At 60.2% G+C, this 17172-nt stretch carries 15 protein-coding genes and 2 pseudogenes; 11 read left to right on the top strand and 6 right to left on the bottom strand.

Going from position 1 to position 17172, the window contains the following annotated elements:
* The 4 genes and pseudogenes from CUN63_RS24985 to CUN63_RS24970 form a co-directional block, all read left to right on the top strand.
* A partial coding sequence (locus CUN63_RS24985) for an Ig-like domain-containing protein (RefSeq protein WP_178082671.1) occupies positions 1-1129 on the top strand: 1129 nt, incomplete at its 5' end.
* A gap of 293 nt (positions 1130-1422) precedes the next feature.
* Positions 1423-1672 (top strand): annotated as a pseudogene (locus CUN63_RS24980) (glutathione S-transferase C-terminal domain-containing protein); the annotation flags it as partial.
* Between the two features lie 124 nt (positions 1673-1796).
* Positions 1797-2480, top strand: a complete 684-nt coding sequence (locus tag CUN63_RS24975) for a response regulator transcription factor (protein WP_129443373.1) — start codon at positions 1797-1799, stop codon at positions 2478-2480.
* Positions 2458-3852 carry a HAMP domain-containing sensor histidine kinase gene (locus tag CUN63_RS24970; protein WP_129443371.1) on the top strand — a complete coding sequence of 465 codons (1395 nt, stop codon included), beginning with the start codon at positions 2458-2460 and terminating at the stop codon, positions 3850-3852. The genes CUN63_RS24975 and CUN63_RS24970 overlap by 23 nt, the downstream gene beginning before the upstream one ends.
* Before the next feature lie 134 nt (positions 3853-3986).
* Here the strand turns inward: CUN63_RS24970 and CUN63_RS24965 are convergent, their stop codons facing one another.
* The 3 genes from CUN63_RS24965 to CUN63_RS24955 all read right to left on the bottom strand — a co-directional run bounded on the left by CUN63_RS24965 (position 3987) and on the right by CUN63_RS24955 (position 7059).
* The gene (locus CUN63_RS24965; protein ID WP_129443369.1) at positions 3987-4748 is read right to left on the bottom strand and encodes a DUF2063 domain-containing protein; all 762 of its coding nucleotides are present in this window, start codon (positions 4746-4748) and stop codon (positions 3987-3989) included.
* Positions 4741-5580, bottom strand: coding sequence for a DUF692 domain-containing protein (locus CUN63_RS24960; protein WP_129443367.1), 840 nt, complete (start codon positions 5578-5580; stop codon positions 4741-4743). Before CUN63_RS24960 ends, CUN63_RS24965 begins: the two co-directional genes overlap by 8 nt.
* 144 nt (positions 5581-5724) lie before the next feature.
* Positions 5725-7059 (bottom strand): acetamidase/formamidase family protein, encoded by a 1335-nt coding sequence (locus tag CUN63_RS24955; protein ID WP_129443365.1) that lies wholly within the window; start codon positions 7057-7059, stop codon positions 5725-5727.
* A gap of 424 nt (positions 7060-7483) precedes the next feature.
* On the opposite strand from CUN63_RS24955, the gene CUN63_RS24945 reads away from it, so the two are divergent.
* Both CUN63_RS24945 and CUN63_RS24940 read left to right on the top strand, forming a co-directional pair.
* Positions 7484-8530, top strand: coding sequence for a class I SAM-dependent methyltransferase (locus tag CUN63_RS24945; RefSeq protein ID WP_129443361.1), 1047 nt, complete (start codon positions 7484-7486; stop codon positions 8528-8530).
* A 148-nt stretch (positions 8531-8678) separates the two neighbouring features.
* Positions 8679-9521 (top strand): NAD-dependent protein deacetylase, encoded by an 843-nt coding sequence (locus CUN63_RS24940; RefSeq protein ID WP_129443359.1) that lies wholly within the window; start codon positions 8679-8681, stop codon positions 9519-9521.
* Between the two features lie 123 nt (positions 9522-9644).
* Here the strand turns inward: CUN63_RS24940 and CUN63_RS24930 are convergent, their stop codons facing one another.
* Positions 9645-10547: a LysR family transcriptional regulator gene (locus CUN63_RS24930; RefSeq protein WP_129443357.1), complete on the bottom strand. Its 903-nt coding sequence runs from the start codon at positions 10545-10547 to the stop codon at positions 9645-9647.
* A gap of 223 nt (positions 10548-10770) precedes the next feature.
* Between CUN63_RS24930 and CUN63_RS24925 the strand changes: the two genes are divergently transcribed.
* Genes CUN63_RS24925 through CUN63_RS24915 form a run of 3 tightly spaced genes read left to right on the top strand, consistent with a single transcriptional unit; the run spans position 10771 to position 13364 of the window.
* A complete protein-coding gene (locus CUN63_RS24925; protein ID WP_129443355.1) occupies positions 10771-11469 on the top strand; it encodes a CoA transferase subunit A in 699 nt (232 codons plus the stop codon).
* A gap of 36 nt (positions 11470-11505) precedes the next feature.
* Complete coding sequence (locus CUN63_RS24920) at positions 11506-12171, top strand: CoA transferase subunit B (protein ID WP_129443353.1); 666 nt, start codon at positions 11506-11508, stop codon at positions 12169-12171.
* Positions 12172-12182: 11 nt separating this feature from the next.
* The gene (locus CUN63_RS24915; protein WP_129443352.1) at positions 12183-13364 is read left to right on the top strand and encodes an acetyl-CoA C-acetyltransferase; all 1182 of its coding nucleotides are present in this window, start codon (positions 12183-12185) and stop codon (positions 13362-13364) included.
* A gap of 266 nt (positions 13365-13630) precedes the next feature.
* Here CUN63_RS24915 and CUN63_RS24910 read toward each other — a convergent pair whose 3' ends face one another.
* Positions 13631-14233 (bottom strand): NADPH-dependent F420 reductase, encoded by a 603-nt coding sequence (locus CUN63_RS24910; RefSeq protein WP_129443350.1) that lies wholly within the window; start codon positions 14231-14233, stop codon positions 13631-13633.
* Between the two features lie 110 nt (positions 14234-14343).
* Here CUN63_RS24910 and CUN63_RS24905 point away from each other — a divergent pair, with 110 nt between their 5' ends.
* A complete protein-coding gene (locus CUN63_RS24905) occupies positions 14344-15246 on the top strand; it encodes a LysR family transcriptional regulator (protein ID WP_129443348.1) in 903 nt (300 codons plus the stop codon).
* A gap of 129 nt (positions 15247-15375) precedes the next feature.
* On the opposite strand, the gene CUN63_RS24900 is transcribed toward CUN63_RS24905, so the two are convergent.
* Entirely contained in the window at positions 15376-16695 is a 1320-nt protein-coding gene (locus CUN63_RS24900) for an Nramp family divalent metal transporter (RefSeq protein ID WP_129443346.1), read from the bottom strand.
* Positions 16696-16968: 273 nt separating this feature from the next.
* Here CUN63_RS24900 and CUN63_RS24895 point away from each other — a divergent pair.
* A pseudogene (locus CUN63_RS24895) lies at positions 16969-17172 on the top strand (hypothetical protein); the annotation flags it as partial.

Genomic DNA, 17172 nt, shown 5'->3' with positions numbered 1-17172 from the left:
CATCACCTCGGTCAAAGGCGATCTGAGCGGTGTCGAGATTCCCCATAACACCACCACGGAAACCACGGTGATCCTGACCGGTACCGCCAGCAGAGGTCAAAAGGTCGATGTGCTCGACGGCACCGACTCCAAAGGCCAGCCGACGGCTGACCTGACCACAGGGGTCTGGACCTTGAAGGTGTCTGCGCTGAGTGTGGCGGCTCACAGCATCACCGCCAAAGCGTTGTATGGCAGTGGCGTAACCTCTGCGGCGCGGACCTTGACCGTCACGGCGGTCGTGGCGCCGACCATCACCTCGGTCAAAGGCGATCTGAGCGGTGTCGAGATTCCCCATAACACCACCACCACGGAAACCACGGTGATCCTGACCGGTACCGCCAGCAGAGGTCAAAAGGTCGATGTGCTCGACGGCACCGACTCCAAAGGCCAGCCGACGGCTGACCCGAGCACCGGAATCTGGAGGCTGCTCGTCAGCGGGCTGACGGTCGCGGCCCACAGCTTCACCGCCAAAGCGTTGTATGGCAGTGGCGCCGTGTCAGCGGTATATCCCATTACTATCGTCCCTAAACTGGCGATTGGTGGAAGCCAGATGAACCTGAATGGTTACTCTATAAAAATTCCGGACTGGCCAAAAACCGGACTGGACTCCATCGGCAACACCGAGACCCGTCAGGCACAGGGCGGTGTGCTGCCTTACACCTATACATCTAGTGATCCAACAATAGCCTCAGTGACCCAAGCCGGCAAAGTTACTGGTAATAGGAACGGCTTAATTACGATTACTGTTACAGATTACATGCTAAACAAGGTGTCATACACCGTTGTGGTCACTAACACCTATCGACTGCTTATTAACGAATCGCTCATGAACCATGAAACAACCACACGATGGATACGGTCAGTAGGTGGTATTCCTCTCCCATATGCCAGAGATGGTGTTTCCGAACCGATAAAAAATGACATGAATCGAGTATATATACCTCCGCATCGCGACAAATTTTATTGGACGGGTATTAAGCCTGTACCCAATGTTCCGACCTATATGTCGTTTGTACATAGGGGGTCAACTATCTATAATGGTGGCCAGGCAGACTCCCTATTAGGTGTTTGGTGTCTTGTTTTGCTGTAGCGCCCCATCCTTTATAATACCCAGGCAATAAACGCATGGGGAGCCAGATGGTAAATTCTGGCTCCACATTTAAACACCAACTTTGCGCGAGAGCTATTTTTTATATTTGAATCAATTAAGGGGACGAACCTTAATGGCAATTACTTGACTGCCAGCTGATTTCACTAAGAAGAAAACCTGGGACAGACCACGATAAACCAGCCCTTGAAAGTGACTATCAAAGCCTGGCGTATCGTTAATCCTGACGACATACGCAAGCAGCTACAGGGATGTGGAATATCGGGAAATATTCAATGGAACATTACCGCGCAGAGGGGGAAGTGTTTTTTGCGCACGCTGGATGAGTTGCTGCAACAGCGAACTTATCTGGTGGCCGATCATGTGAGCCTGGCGGATATCGCGCTGGCACCTTTCGTACGCCAGTTCGCGCATGTCGACCGCGAGTGGTTTGCGCAGACGCCTTATCGGCATCTGCAAGTGTGGCTTCAAGTGAATCTGGAATCCGCGTTGTTCAGCGCCGTCATGGCGAAAAAACCAACCTGATCCCCCCCGGAGCTGCCGAAGGCTGCGATCTTTTCGATGCACATGAAGTTTTATTTAGAAAGCCTGCCATCATTTCTTGGCAAAATGCCGCTCAACGTTGAGTACTCCTAATCAGGCCCGCCCTATGACCCGCATCTTGACCATCGAAGACGACGCCGTGACTGCCCGGGAAATCGTCGCCGAACTGAGCAGCCACGGCCTCGACGTGGATTGGGTCGACAACGGCCGCGAAGGTCTGGCGCGCGCGGTCAGCGGCAATTACGACTTGATCACCCTCGACCGCATGCTGCCCGAGCTCGATGGTCTGGCGATTGTCACCACGTTGCGGACCATGGGCGTGGCCGCGCCGATTCTGATGATCAGCGCCCTCTCCGACGTCGATGAGCGTGTGCGCGGCTTGCGCGCGGGCGGTGACGATTACCTGACCAAACCGTTCGCCACCGATGAAATGGCCGCCCGGGTCGAGGTCCTGCTGCGCCGGCAGAACACCGTGACCGCCCAGGCCACCACGCTGCGGGTGGCGGATCTGGAGCTGAACCTGATCAGCCATGAAGCCAGCCGCGACAGTCAGCTGCTGACGCTGTTGCCCACCGAGTACAAGCTGCTGGAATTCCTGATGCGCAACACCGGGCAGATTCTGTCGCGGATGATGATTTTCGAAGAGGTCTGGGGTTACCACTTCGACCCCGGCACCAACCTGATCGACGTGCACATCGGCCGGCTGCGCAAGAAGATCGACCCGCCAGGCAATGTCCCACTGATACGGACCGTGCGAGGCTCGGGTTATGTCATTGCTGAACCCCTCTAACGGCTGGCGTTCATCCAGCAGCCGTTTGCTGGCGCTCTACAGTTCGCTGTTCGTGCTCTGGAGCGGGATTCTCATGGGGGTCATGTACTACGAGGTTTCCGCTTACCTGGACAACCTGGCCAAACATTCGCTGATGCAACGTCAGCATTTGTTTTCGCACTTTCAGGGCGAACAATTGGCGGACGCCCTCGCCGTCAGCATGACCTTCGACATTCGCGGCATCGACGCTTATGGCCTGTTCGATACTCAGTACCGCTACCTCAGCGGTGCGCTGCGCCACATGCCCGAAGGCCTGCCGCTGGATGGCAAAATCCACATGCTCGGCGACTGCGCCGAATCTGACGACCCAAGCCTGCCCGCCGACAGTTGCGACGCGGTAGCGACCCAGACGAAGGATGGTCGCTGGCTCGTGCTGGTGCGGGATAACGGTTCGTTGTTTGCCGTGACCCGGATCATTCTTCATGCATTGTTCTGGGGGGTGACGCTGACCATCTTGCCCGGTATCGCTGGTTGGCACCTGTTGCGGCGGCGTCCGTTGCGGCGGATTCGTGCGATCCAGGCCAGCGCCGAGGCCATCGTCGCCGGCGACCTGACCCGCCGTCTGCCATTGTCCAATCGCCGCGATGAGCTGGACATGCTCGCCGCCATCGTCAACGCCATGCTCGAACGTATCGAACGCTTGATGAACGAGGTCAAGGGCGTCTGCGACAACATCGCCCACGACCTGCGCACGCCGCTGACGCGCCTGCGGGCGCAGCTGTACCGGATTCAGCAACAGGCTGATGAGGGTTCGACGCTGGCGGTCCAACTGGACTCAGTGCTCGGTGAAGCGGACACCTTGATGGCGCGCTTTCGAGGGTTGTTGCGGATTTCCGAGCTGGAAGATCGTCAGCGCCGTTCGGGTTTTGTGCAGCTGGATCCGGTGCCGTTGTTGCAAGAGCTGCACGACTTTTATCTGCCGTTGGCGGAAGAAGGCGAACTGGTTTTCAAGCTGCAACTGCCGGAGTCGTTGCCTTCGCTGAACGGTGATCGAGCGTTGTTGTTTGAGGCGGTGGCGAATTTTCTGAGCAACTCGATCAAGTTCACGCCGCCGGGTGGCGAGGTGATTTTGCGGGGGGTCAATGAGGATGGGCGTACGCGGATCGAAGTGCTCGATTCGGGGTCCGGAATTCCGGAGGCAGAGCGGGAGGCGGTGTTTCAGCGCTTTTATCGTGCCGATGGTGGTAATCAGAAAAGCGGGTTTGGGTTGGGGCTGTCGATCGTAGCGGCGATTGTGAGCTTGCATGGGTTTACGCTTGAAGTCGGTACTAGTGAACTCGGCGGTGCGCGGTTAGTGCTGGATTGCCAGCAAAGCTTGATTCCCCAGACCTGACGCTAACTCAAGAACAAAGTAGATCCCTGTGGGAGCGAGCTTGCTCGCGATAGCGGTTTTTCAGTTGACACGGATGTTGCCTGGCCCGCCGCCATCGCGAGCAAGCTCGCTCCCACAGGGGATTGGTGGTTTTTTCAGTAGCCCACCACTCCTTCTTCATGCATCTGCCGCAACAACACCGCCCCACTTTCCATAAACTCCGGCGACCCAGCCATCCCCGCCTCCACCGCCTCCACCGCCAATCCTTCCAGCTGCTCACGCCCGTCCAGTTGAGGAAACTCCTCAATCCGCTGCAACAACCGCCAGGCCAACGGGCTCAGCGCAGAAAACTTCACACTCCAGTCCTCAGCCCGACGCACCAGCAACAATGTCGGCTGAGCCGGCGCTGTCTGCGGTTGATAATCCGGCCCCACCAACTGCACCGGCCAGGCATACGCCAACGGCCAGGCCAGCGGAGAAACCTGCAATGGTCGGTCCAGCAACAACCCGGCATCGCTCAGCGGCAACGGTTCGGCCTCGGACTGCTGCAACACCATCTCGATCCACTCGTAATGCGCCAGTTCCACCAGGAACGGCGGCCACGACCCTTCGATTAACGCTTGCGGTTCCGAGGCCAGGAACTCGACAAACTCCTTGGCGATCTCGCCGAATTTCGGCGTGTGCGCGCGGTAGTCCCGCAGGAAAATCCGTACCAGTGAACGCCAGTGTTCATCACCGAGAATCTTGATCAGCACCGGAAAAGTCCCGCTGAGCAACGACGACAGGTTCGCGAAAATCAGGTCTCGGTAAACCTGCGCCCGTGTCACGTCCATTTCAGCCGGTGGCGCGCAATGATCGGGATCGCGCAGGTACAGGCCCAGGGTGTTTTGCTGCTGAAACAGACTCGGCTTATCCACGGTTCACCCCCTCGGTTTGCAGACGGCGAATGGTCTGTAACTCGGCCACCAGTTCGGAAAATGCCGGAAAGTTGAAATCCCGTTCCAGCAGCGTCGGCTGCGCGCCGAATCGAGCGTAAGCCTCAGCCAGCAACGACCAGACCACCGGTTTGACCGAAGCGCCGTGGGTGTCGATTTTCAACGTGTCGGACTCATCGAAATGCCCGGCCACGTGCATGGCCACCACCCGGCCCGAATCGATGCCGGCCAGAAAGGTCTGCGGATCGAAACCGTGATTGATCGAGTTGACGTAGACATTGTTGACGTCCAGCAGCAGGTCGCAATCGGCTTCGCGCAGCACCGCGTTGGTGAAGGTCACCTCGTCCATATCCTGTTGTGGCGCGGCGTAGTAGGAGACGTTTTCCACCGCCAGACGCCGACCAAGAATGTCCTGTGCCTGGCGAATTCGCGCGGCGACGTGATGCACCGCTTCTTCGGTAAAGGGCAGCGGCAGCAGGTCGTAAAGGTGACCGTCATCGCTGCAGTAGCTCAAGTGTTCGCTGTACAGCGGCACCTTGTATTGATCGAGGAAAACCCGCACCTCTTGCAGAAAGCCGACATCCAGCGGTGCCGGGCCGCCCAATGACAGGGACAAGCCATGACAGGACAACGGAAAACGCTCGGCCAAGGCACGTAACGCATGACCATGAGCGCCACCGATGCCGATCCAGTTTTCCGGCGCGACTTCCAGAAAATCGAAATCGCCCACACGGGCTGCCTGAAGGTCTTTCATTAAACCGCGACGCAAACCGAGCCCGACGGTCGCCTTCGCTGATGTGATGGGGGTCTGCATGATCTCGATCTCAATGATTGTCAGAACGGAATCACAGTTAACCGAAAGGGTGTATCGGGTCTGTGTTCCACTCCGGCAGAAAATCGAAGCGGTTGTATCGCCCGCGGGTCTGCACACACTGTGGTACAGACCCGCCATTGCGCGTTAAGCCAGGTCGTACTTCTCGCGTACCAGATGGCCTATGCCGATGCGATCCAGCACGGTCATCGGGCACAGGAATGTCACGCGCACGGTGCCCGGCAAGCGGCTGATGTCGATCGAGCCGGTGATGGTCACGCGGTTGAGCACTTCGTCGTACGGCAGACCGGTGACCGAGGCGGCACGTTTCAAGCCGTTCTCTACCGCGACGTTGAGGTTCTCGCCGCTGCCGATAAAGGTGATCGGCCCGCTCTGCTCGATGTCGTGCTGACCCCAGCGCTCGCCCAGCTCGCGGACTTTCTGCCGCTGCTGGGCATTCATCGGCCGGGCCATGGGCGGCAAGTCGTCGAGGTTTTGCAGCAGGATCGGCCCTTCCAGCGTCAGGTTCTTCACCACTTCCACCACCACTTCGGTTTCCCCGGAGCAGTCGGTGGAATGCCCGGCGATCTCGCCGTTGCCCTGCTGGGCGTGCATGTCGCCCATGTACACGCCGGCGCCTGGCACCTTGACCGGGCAGATCAACACGCAGCCCTCGCGGATCGAGTTGGTATCCATGTGGCCGTCGGTCTTGGCCGCGTGCAGTACTTCGCGGGTCATACCGAAACGGTGCGGCGCGCCGATCAGGTATTGGCCGAAGTCGGCGCAGTTGTGGGAGTCGGGCAAATCACGGGACGGCGTGGTGCCGATGTTGCCGAGGAACGGCCGCATGTGCGCCGCCACACCGGGGATGTCGGCGCGCGCCAGGGACAGGATCGAATGTTGCGCGGCGAACTCCGGCAGCGCCGACATCTCGGCTGCGTTACCGGCCAGTTGGTTGGCGACGTCCTGATTGACGGTCAGGCTGACCTGATTCTGCGCATCGAACACGATCACGTAGCCGTGGCTGAAGCGAAACGCGCTGACTTCGGCGCCACAGGTGTTACAGCGAATCGAATCCTCACCGATGCCTTCGACATGGCTGGCCGGATGCTCGGTGCCGCACTTGGCGCAGAATTTGGAAACGAACGGATCGCCGTGGTAGCGACCTTCAACGAAGCTCATCACCCCGGACGAAGTGGCCAGCGAGGTGACGCGCATGCTTTTGATCTTGATCGCCACCGCGTCGCCGATTTCCGCACCGGCAATGGCCACCGGTTGCGTCACTTCGTGGCCACCCTCGAAGGCAGCCGTGATCATCGGCCCCCAACAACCCGGCGGTGTGCCGGTGATCAGGGTGCCGCCGTCGGCCAGTGGCCCGAGCATCGGCTGGCTTGGGCCGATGATGCCGCTGGTGTAGTGGTCGACGCGCAGGCGATTGACGGGTGTGGGTTTCATGTCGGTTTCAGGCAGGAGCGTGGTCATTGTTGTCCCCTTCACGGTGTATAGGGTGCCAAATGGCCTACGCAGTTCATCGCAGGTTTGTATCTTGTCTGTGTTCGGCAGTGACCCTGAGTTAGCGGGCACTGTATCGAGACGGGGGTTGGATACAGTGAGATACACAACACAAATCCCTTGTGGGAGCGGGCTTGCTCGCGAAAGCGGTGTTTCGGTCGACAATGATGCTGCCTGGCCCACCGCTTTCGCGAGCAAGCCCGCTCCCACAGGGGTTTGAGTGTGAACCAGGAAAATGGGCTTTCGTCGCTCCAGGCAGCGGTGCACGGACCCCGGACTAAACTTAGTGCACGCAGGGCGTGCTTATCGTCCTGTTCATTCCCACGACCACCGCCCAGAGGTGATCGCCTCAACAAGGCCTCTGGACTGTGATCCTGCTGAAGGAGCACACGTAATGGACGAGGCCAGACTCAATGATTTCATGGGCAAACTGGTGAACGACATGGGCGGCGCGGCGATGCTCGCCAACGTCATCCTCGGCGAAGAGCTCGGACTGTACCGGGCCATGGCCGACAGTCAGCCAGTCACCCCTGAAGCCCTCGCTGACAAAACCGGCTGCAACCCCCGCCTGCTGCGCGAATGGCTCAGCGCCCATGCCGCCTCCGGTTACATGGAACACCGCGACGGCCAGTTCCGCCTGCCCGAAGAGCAGGCCCTGGCGTTGGCGATCGAAGACTCACCGGTCTATATCGCGGGTGGCGTCGGGGTGGTTGCATCGTTTTTCCATGACAAGGACAAACTGGTCAACGCCATGCGCGGCGACGGTGCCCTCGCCTGGGGCGATCACCATCCGTGCATGTTCAGCGGCACGGAGCGGTTCTTCCGGCCAGGTTATAAAGCGCACTTGGTCGCCGAATGGCTGCCTGCGCTCGAAGGCGTGGTGGCCAAACTGGAGGCTGGCGCCAAGGTGGCGGATATCGGCTGCGGCCACGGCGCATCTACCGTGGTCATGGCCCAGTCGTTTCCGGATTCGCGGTTCGTCGGTTTCGACTACCACGCGCCCTCCGTCACCGTCGCCACCCAGCGTGCTGAAGAAGGTGGCGTGGCCGGGCGGGCGCGGTTCTTCCAGGGCACGGCAAAAAACTTCCCCGGCGACGACTATGACCTGGTCTGCTACTTCGACTGCCTGCACGACATGGGCGATCCGGTGGGCGCGGCACGGCACGCTTATGACGCGCTAAAACCGGACGGTACGGTGCTGCTGGTAGAACCGTTCGCCAACGACTCGCTCGACGACAACACCACTCCCGTTGGCCGCTTGTTCTACGCCGCCTCGACCTTCATCTGCACCCCGAACTCGCTGTCCCAGGAGGTCGGCCTCGGGCTCGGCGCCCAGGCTGGCGAGGCGCGGCTGCGCAAGGTGTTCACCGAGGCGGGGTTCAAGACATTCCGTCGGGCCACGGAAACACCGTTCAACCTGATTCTGGAGGCGCGTAAGTAAACACCGCTGACGGCTGACGGCTGACGGTCTACTGTAGGAGCTGCCGAAGGCTGCGATCTTTTGATCTAGATTTGGCGATGCTGAAATCGCTGAAGATCAAAAGATCGCAGCCTTCGGCAGCTCCTACAGGCCCTCCGGAGTGTTGAACATGCTCGACAGCCTCATCCGCGAACAACTTCACCGCCTTCAGCAGTTAATGGCCAACCAGCCGTTTGTGGTCCTGACCGGCGCGGGCATCAGCACTCCGTCGGGCATTCCGGACTACCGCGACAACCAGGGCGTGCGGCGTGGCCGGCAACCGATGATGTATCAGGAGTTTCTCTCGGCCCCCGAATCCCGGCGACGCTATTGGGCTCGGGCGATGCTCGGTTGGCCGCGGGTGCGCCAGGCCCAGCCGAACGTGGCCCACGAAGCCTTGGCCAGTTTGCAAAGTTCGCAGCAGATCAGCGGGCTGATCACTCAAAACGTCGACACCCTGCACGACCAGGCCGGCAGCCATGACGTCATCGAACTTCACGGCAGCCTGCACCGGGTGGTGTGCCTGGACTGCGGAAAACGCAGCGAACGGGATTCGATCCAGCAACTGATGGAAGCGCAAAATCCGTATCTGGCCGGCGTGGATGCGGTGCAAGCCCCGGATGGCGACACGCTGCTGGATGCGGCGTTTGAGGCGCGGTTTCAGGTGCCGCATTGCCCGCACTGCGCGGGTGAGCGGATGAAGCCGGACGTGGTGTTTTTTGGCGAGAACGTGGCGCAGGCGACGGCGGCCAAAGCGATGGTAGCAGTCGAAAAGGCTGCGGGGTTGCTGGTGGTCGGGTCTTCGTTGATGGCGTATTCGGCGTTTCGGTTGTGTCGGGCGGTGGCGGATCAGGGGAAGCCGTTGATTGCGATTAATCTGGGGAAGACTCGGGCGGATGACCTTCTTGATTTGAAAATAGAGGCCTCGTGTGAGCGGCTGCTTCCATTACTGGTTCAGCAACTGACCACTTAAAAACTGACGGAATTCAAACCCTGTGGGAGCGGGCTTGCTCGCGAAGAGGCCTGCACATTCAACATTAATGTTGACTGACAAACCGCTTTCGCGAGCAAGCCCGCTCCCACATTGGCCTGTGTTTCAGTGCGCAGATAAGCGCTGGCCGAGTTTTTCTTCTTTGAGGATGTCGAACAGCGCCTGAGCCGCCGCCGACAATTCAACTCCAGGCTTGGTCAACACCCCAATCGCCCGCTCCACCACCGGATCGCGCAAGGTGATGCACCGCGCCCCGAGTTCCAGCATCTGCCCGACACACAGCGCCGGTACTGCACTCACCCCCAACCCGCTCGCCACCATCCGCCCAACCGTCGCCAACTGATGGCTTTCAAACTCCACCGGCAATTTCATCCCACGCGCCTGCAAGTGTTCTTCCAGCATCACCCGAACCGTCGATGGACGTTGCAAGGTGATGAACGGTTCCTTGAGCAAGGTCTGCCAATCGATGTCTTCCCGTTCGGCAAAAGGAGAATCCTTCGGCACAACGGCCACAAACCGGTCCATGTACAACGGCGTGAATGCCAGCGATGAACTTTGAGTCGGCTCAAACGCCACCCCCAGTTCAACCTGCCGATCACGCACCATCTCCAGCACCTGCTCGTTGATCACGTCATTCACCGTGACGTTGACCTTGGGATAGCGCGCGCGGAAGGTTTTCAGGATCGGCGGCAGCAGGTTGCCGGCAAACGACGGCATCGCCGCCAAGGTCACGCGACCGCGCTGGAGGGTAAAGCGTTGCCGCAGCTCATCCTCGGCATTGTCCCAGTCGGCAATCAGACGACGCGCCAGTGGCACCAGCGATTCACCTTCCGCGGTCAGCGCGACATTTCGCGTGTTGCGGGTGAACAGGCGCCCACCCAGCCCTTCTTCCAGTGCCTTGATGGTCAGGCTCAACGCCGATTGCGACAGGTGCAATCGCTCGCAGGCCACGGCGAAACTCAAACTTTGGGCCACGGCCAGGAATGCGCGGATCTGCTTGACTGTCATGTGCGAGTTTCTCCAGTAATCAGGAGCACGGCTTGCCCGCGATGGCTTCCTTGAAATCGCCATCGTCGGATCGCCGCCCGGAACAAGCTCGCTCCCACAGGGGTTATTGGTGAGTTTTATCTATCAATCAACCTTAAAAATCAACTTAACAAATGAATACTGCGGCGAGACACTTCATCCCATACGGCTAGCCAGCCGCCCACAAAGAATAAAAGAGGTGCATATGGCAGGTTTCGACAAGCGCGTGAGTTCCTACGAGGAAGCCCTTGCAGGTCTTGAAGACGGCATGACCGTGATCGCCGGCGGCTTCGGTCTGTGCGGGATCCCGGAAAACCTCATCGCCGAGATCAAGCGCAAAGGCACGCGTGACCTCACCGTGGTTTCCAACAACTGCGGCGTCGACGGTTTCGGCCTCGGCGTGCTGCTGACCGACCGCCAGATCAGCAAAGTCGTCGCCTCCTACGTCGGCGAAAACAAGCTGTTCGAAGAGCAACTGCTCAAAGGCGAAATCGAAGTGGTCCTGACCCCCCAAGGCACCCTCGCCGAAAAAATGCGCGCTGGCGGCGCTGGCATCCCGGCGTTCTTCACCGCCACCGGCGTCGGCACTCCCGTTGCCGACGGCAAGGAAGTGCGCGAATTCCACGGTCGCAAGTACCTGATGGAAGAATCCATCACCGGTGACTTCGCCATCGTCAAAGGCTGGAAAGCCGACCATTTCGGCAACGTCATCTATCGCCACACCGCCCAGAACTTCAACCCGCTGGCCGCCACTGCCGGCAAGATCACAGTGGTCGAAGTCGAAGAAATCGTCGAACCCGGCGAGCTGGACCCGGCGCAGATCCACACCCCTGGCATCTACGTCGACCGGGTCATTTGCGGCACGTTCGAGAAGCGCATCGAACAGCGCACCGTGCGTAAGTGATCCCCTGCCCCCGGACCGAATGAAGGAATAACAACAATGGCACTTTCCCGCGAACAAATGGCTCAACGCGTCGCCCGCGAAATGCAGGACGGCTTCTACGTGAACCTGGGCATCGGCATTCCGACCCTGGTCGCCAACTACATCCCGGAAGGCATGGAAGTCATGCTGCAGTCGGAAAACGGCCTGCTGGGCATGGGTCCCTTTCCTACTGAAGAAACCATCGATGCCGACATGATCAACGCCGGCAAACAAACCGTGACCGCACGTATCGGCGCGTCGATCTTTTCCTCGGCCGAGTCCTTCGCGATGATCCGCGGTGGTCATGTCGACCTGACCGTGCTGGGCGCCTTTGAAGTAGACGTGCAAGGCAACATCGCCTCGTGGATGATCCCCGGCAAGCTGGTCAAGGGCATGGGCGGCGCCATGGACCTGGTGGCCGGCGCAGACAACATCATTGTCATCATGACCCACGCGTCCAAGGACGGTGAGTCCAAGCTCCTGTCCAAATGCAGCCTGCCGCTGACCGGCGCCGGCTGCATCAAGCGTGTGCTGACCGACCTGGCTTACCTGGAAATCGAAAACGGCGCGTTCATTCTCAAGGAACGCGCACCGGGCGTCAGCGTCGAGGAGATTGTCGCCAAGACCGCCGGTAAACTGATCGTGCCGGATCACGTTCCGCAAATGCAGTTCGCTGCCCAGTGAGGAATCATTCCATGCAAGAAGTCGTCATTGTCGCCGCCACCCGCACCGCCATCGGCAGTTTCCAGGGAGCCCTGGCCAACGTGTCCGCGGTGGACCTCGGTGCTGCGGTAATCCGTCAACTGCTGGCGCAAACCGGCCTGGACGTAGCTGAAGTCGATGAAGTGATCATGGGCCAGGTGTTGACCGCCGGCGCCGGGCAAAACCCTGCGCGCCAGTCCGCGATCAAGGCCGGCCTGCCATTTACCGTGCCTGCGATGACCCTGAACAAGGTCTGTGGCTCGGGTCTGAAAGCGCTGCACCTGGCCACTCAGGCGATTCGCTGCGGCGATGCCGACGTGATCATTGCCGGCGGCCAGGAAAACATGAGCCTGTCCAATTACGTCATGCCCGGTGCCCGCACCGGCCTGCGCATGGGGAACGCGCAAATCGTCGACACCATGATCAGCGACGGCCTGTGGGATGCGTTCAACGATTACCACATGGGCATCACCGCCGAAAACCTGGCTGACAAGTACAACCTGACCCGCGAACAGCAAGACGCCTTCGCCGCGGCCTCGCAGCAGAAAGCCACGGCCGCCATCGAAGCCGGGCGTTTTGCCGATGAGATCACGCCGATCCTGATTCCTCAGCGCAAGGGCGACCCGCTGTCCTTCGCCACCGATGAACAGCCGCGGGCCGGCACCACGGCTGAAGCACTGGGCAAACTGAAACCGGCCTTCAAGAAGGACGGTTCGGTGACCGCCGGCAACGCCTCGTCCCTGAACGACGGTGCCGCCGCCGTAATCCTGATGAGCGCGGAAAAGGCCAAGGCCCTCGGCCTGCCCGTGCTGGCGAAAATCGCCGCTTACGCCAACGCGGGCGTCGACCCGGCGATCATGGGCATCGGCCCGGTCAGCGCGACTCGTCGATGCCTGGACAAGGCCGGTTGGTCCATCGACCAACTGGACCTGATCGAAGCCAACGAAGCCTTCGCCGCACAATCCTTGGCAGTGGCCAAGGACCTGGAATGGGACTTGAACAAGGTCAACGTCAACGGCGGCGCTATCGCCCTGGGCCATCCGATCGGTGCGTCGGGTTGCCGAGTACTGGTGACTCTGCTGCATGAAATGATCAAGCGTGACGCCAAGAAAGGCCTCGCCACCCTGTGCATCGGTGGTGGTCAGGGCGTGGCACTGGCGATCGAACGGGCGTAAAGCGTTCAACAGACGGCGCGGGGACCCACGAATATCCGTTCGCCGTCTGGCAAAACACCCGGTGCGACTCACGTCGCACCGGGTTCTACAGTCAGTCATAAATCTACGCTGCGCCGCATACTTTGTAGCAGCTGGCGAAGCCTGCGTTCGGCTGCGAAGCAGTCGTGGAATCAGGCAGTGCGGTGCATCAGGAGTACCGCGTCTTCAGGTTTGGCGACTGCTTCGCAGCCGAACGCAGGCTTCGCCAGCTGCTACAGGTTGCGTCGTCAGGCAAATTTCACCAGATTCAGCACCGGCAGCGGACCGCCTGGAAACTGCACCAGCCGCGCCCCGACGCTCAATTCCCCAAGATCAATCCCGAAGAAGCCCAGCTGTTCGATCAGCGCCGCCACTTGAGCTTTTGCATCGGCATCATCACCCGAGAGAAACAACACCCGCCGCCCGCCCTCCGCCGCCGGATCGCTTTCCAGAAAACGCGCCTGAAGGTGATTGAACGCCTTCACCACCCGCGCACCGGGCACCCATTCGGCAAACACTTCGCTGGAGGTGTGGCCTTGCAAATCCACCGCCTTGAACGACGGTGCCTCAATTGAGTTGTTGGCGTCGATGACAATCCGTCCGCCAAAATCCGGCAGACCGGCGAGCGCGGTCGGCAACTTCGACCAGTTGACCGCGACCAGCACGATGGCTTGTGCGGCGGCCTCCTCGCGGGTCCCGGCACGCGCCGTTGGCCCGAGTTCTGCCACCAGCGAGGCCAGGCTTTGCGGCCCACGGCTGTTGGCGATAACTACTTCAATGCCTTGACGCGACAGTGCTCTGGCAAAGGCTGCGCCGATTGCGCCGGCGCCGATGATTCCGATGGTGCTCATGGTTGTTCACTCCGTGGTTTGTCGATGGATTGATACTGCGCTTGCCATTAGCGCTTGATTAGCGGGTAATGTTTTGAATGATTTTCAAGCATGACTAGCAGGTGTCTGCCATGGAAACCCTCGCCAACCTCGAATCTTTCGTCCGCAGTGCCGAAACCGGCAGTTTTTCCGCCGCCGCACGGGTGCTCGCGCTGACCCCTGCCGCTGTCAGCCGCAACGTGGCCATGCTTGAACGCAACATCGGCGTGCGGCTGTTCCAGCGCTCGACCCGCAAGCTGTCCCTGACCGAAGCCGGGGAACGCTTTCTGACGAGTATCGGTGGCAATCTGGAAGCGTTACAGACAGCGATCAGCGCGGTAAGCAGCGACCAAGGCGAGCCGGCGGGCGTGCTCAAAGTCAGCCTCGCGCCGACGTTTGGCATCGGTCATGTCTTGCCGCTGCTGCCGGTGTTCCTGGCGCGCTACCCGCTGATTCGCCCGGAATGGCACTTCGAAAACCGCCCTGTGGATTTGATTGCCGAAGGGTATGACGCGGCCATTGGCGGCGGCTTCAAGTTGACGCCCGGTGTGGTGTCGCGGACGTTGGCGGCGGCGCATGTGGTGGCGGTCGCCTCTCCCGCCTACCTCGCGGGACGCAGCCTGCCCGACAGTCCGGCGGACCTGTCCGGACACACCGGCATCGTGATGCGCGGCACCCGCACCGGGCGGATTCGCCAATGGCTGATGCACGATGGTGCGGGCAACGAAGCACCGGCCAATTTGAACGAACACATTGTGCTCAATGACCCGGCAGCCATGCGCGAAGCGGCGATACTCGGCCTGGGCGTGACACTGCTGGTATTGCCGGATGTGCTGGCGCATATCCAGCGTGGCGAACTGGTGCGCCTGCTGCCCGACTGGCACGCCGACGCGGGGCCGATTTCGCTGTATTACCCGAGTCGCACGTTGATGCCGGCCAAGACCCGGGTGTTCATCGATTTTGTGGTCGAGGCGTTTCAGAGGGAGAGCGAGTAATCGTTCTTCGCGAGCAAGCCCGCTCCCACATTGGATTTTCTGCGCACACAAATTCTGTGAATGACCGAGATTAAATGTGGGAGCGAGCCTGCTCGCGAAGAGGCCCGGCCAGGCAACACAGCTTCCGGCTCAGGCTACGAACTGCAGAATCAACCAGCTATTCGCCCCGCTGATCACCACAAACAACCCCCACGCCAGCACCCGCGTCGGCCACCGATTCACCAACGGCCCCATGAGCGTGTGATCGTTAGTCATGCGAATCAGCGGATACAACGCAAACGGCAATTGCAGACTCAACACCACCTGACTCAACACCAGCAGCTTGCCGATCGCATTGTCGCCCATCATCCAGACGCCAATGAACGCCGGGATCAGCGCCAGCCCGCGCGTGAGCAATCGCCGTTGCCAGCAAGGAATCCGCAAGTTCAGGAAACCCTCCATGATCACTTGCCCGGCGATGGTCCCGGTGAAGGTCGAGCTCTGACCCGAAGCCAGCAACGCGACGCCAAACAACACACTGGCCAGCGCCCCGCCCACCAATGGGTCGAGCAGGTGATAAGCGTCCTGGATGTCGACCACGTCGATATGCCCGCTCTTGTGGAACGCCGCCGCGGCGAGGATCAGGATGGCCGCGTTGACCAGTAACGCCAGGGCCAGGGAGCCGATGCTGTCGATGCGCGCCAGTTTCACCGCGTCCTGCTTGCTGGCCAGGTCATTGCCGATTCTCCGGGTCTGCACGATGGAGGTGTGCAGGTACAAGTTATGCGGCATCACCGTGGCCCCGAGAATACCGATGGCCAGGTACAGCGGCGCGGCATCACCGATGGCCGACAGTGACGGCGTGAACCCCCGGGCGACGTCCGGCCAGTAGGGTTTGATCAACAGCAATTCAACGAAGAAACACACGCCGATGGTGCCCACCAACACCAGCATGATCGCTTCGAGTCGGCGGAATCCACGGTTTTGCAGGGCCAGCACCAGCAGTGTGTCGAATGCCGTGAGCGCGATACCGAAGGTCAGCGAACAGCCCAGCAGCAAATGAAACGCCAGGGCGCAGCCGAGCACTTCGGCCAGGTCAGTGGCGATGATCGAGATTTCCGCCAACACCCACTGGGTCCGTGCGGTCCGCGTGCTGTAGCGCTCCCGGGACAACTGCGCCAGATCACGCCCGGTGGCAATGCCCAGGCGCGAACACAGACACTGCACCACCATCCCCGCCAGACTCGCCAGCAGCACCACGAACAACAGGCTGTAACCAAACCGCGAGCCGGCCTCGATGGCGGTCGCCCAGTTGCCCGGGTCCATGTAGCCGATGGAAACCAGCAAGCCAGGACCGGCAAAGCGCAGCATCCGGTTGAAGAACGAGGCGCGGGGATCGACGGCAACGCTGCCGGCCACTTCCGGAGGACAGAACGGCGCCGTGGCGGTTTTGGGCAAACTGAATTTCACACAAACATCCAGAAACAGGTTGGAGGGGGCAGCTTAGACGTTTCATCTCTTCTGGTGTACACGCAAATCCCTGTAGGAGCTGCCGCAGGCTGCGATCTTTTGATCTTTAGCATTTTCAGCATCGCCGAAGATCAAGATCAAAAGATCGCAGCCTGCGGCAGCTCCTACAGGACCGTGTTGCCGCAGGGTTGTATACAAAATACGAGTATCTATAAAGCAATCACTCACCCGCAATGCTAACGTGGCCGCCTCACTCAGGTCGGAGGTGCGGGCGTGCTGTTACTCAAACTGCTGGTCATCCCAGGGTTTCTCTTGCTGATTTCCCTGGCCGGTAAACGCTGGGGACCGAGTGTCGCCGGTTGGCTGTCGGGGTTGCCAGTGGTGGTCGGGCCGATTCTGTTCTTTCTCGCCATCGAACAAGGCCAGGTGTTCGCCGCTCAATCGGCGACGGCAGCGCTATCGGCGATGTTCGCCATG

Source organism: Pseudomonas sp. ACM7, assembly GCF_004136015.1.
GTDB lineage: Bacteria > Pseudomonadota > Gammaproteobacteria > Pseudomonadales > Pseudomonadaceae > Aquipseudomonas > Aquipseudomonas frigoris.
The sequence above is the reverse complement of the archived record's forward strand: the minus strand, read 5'-3'. Positions and strand labels throughout refer to the sequence as shown.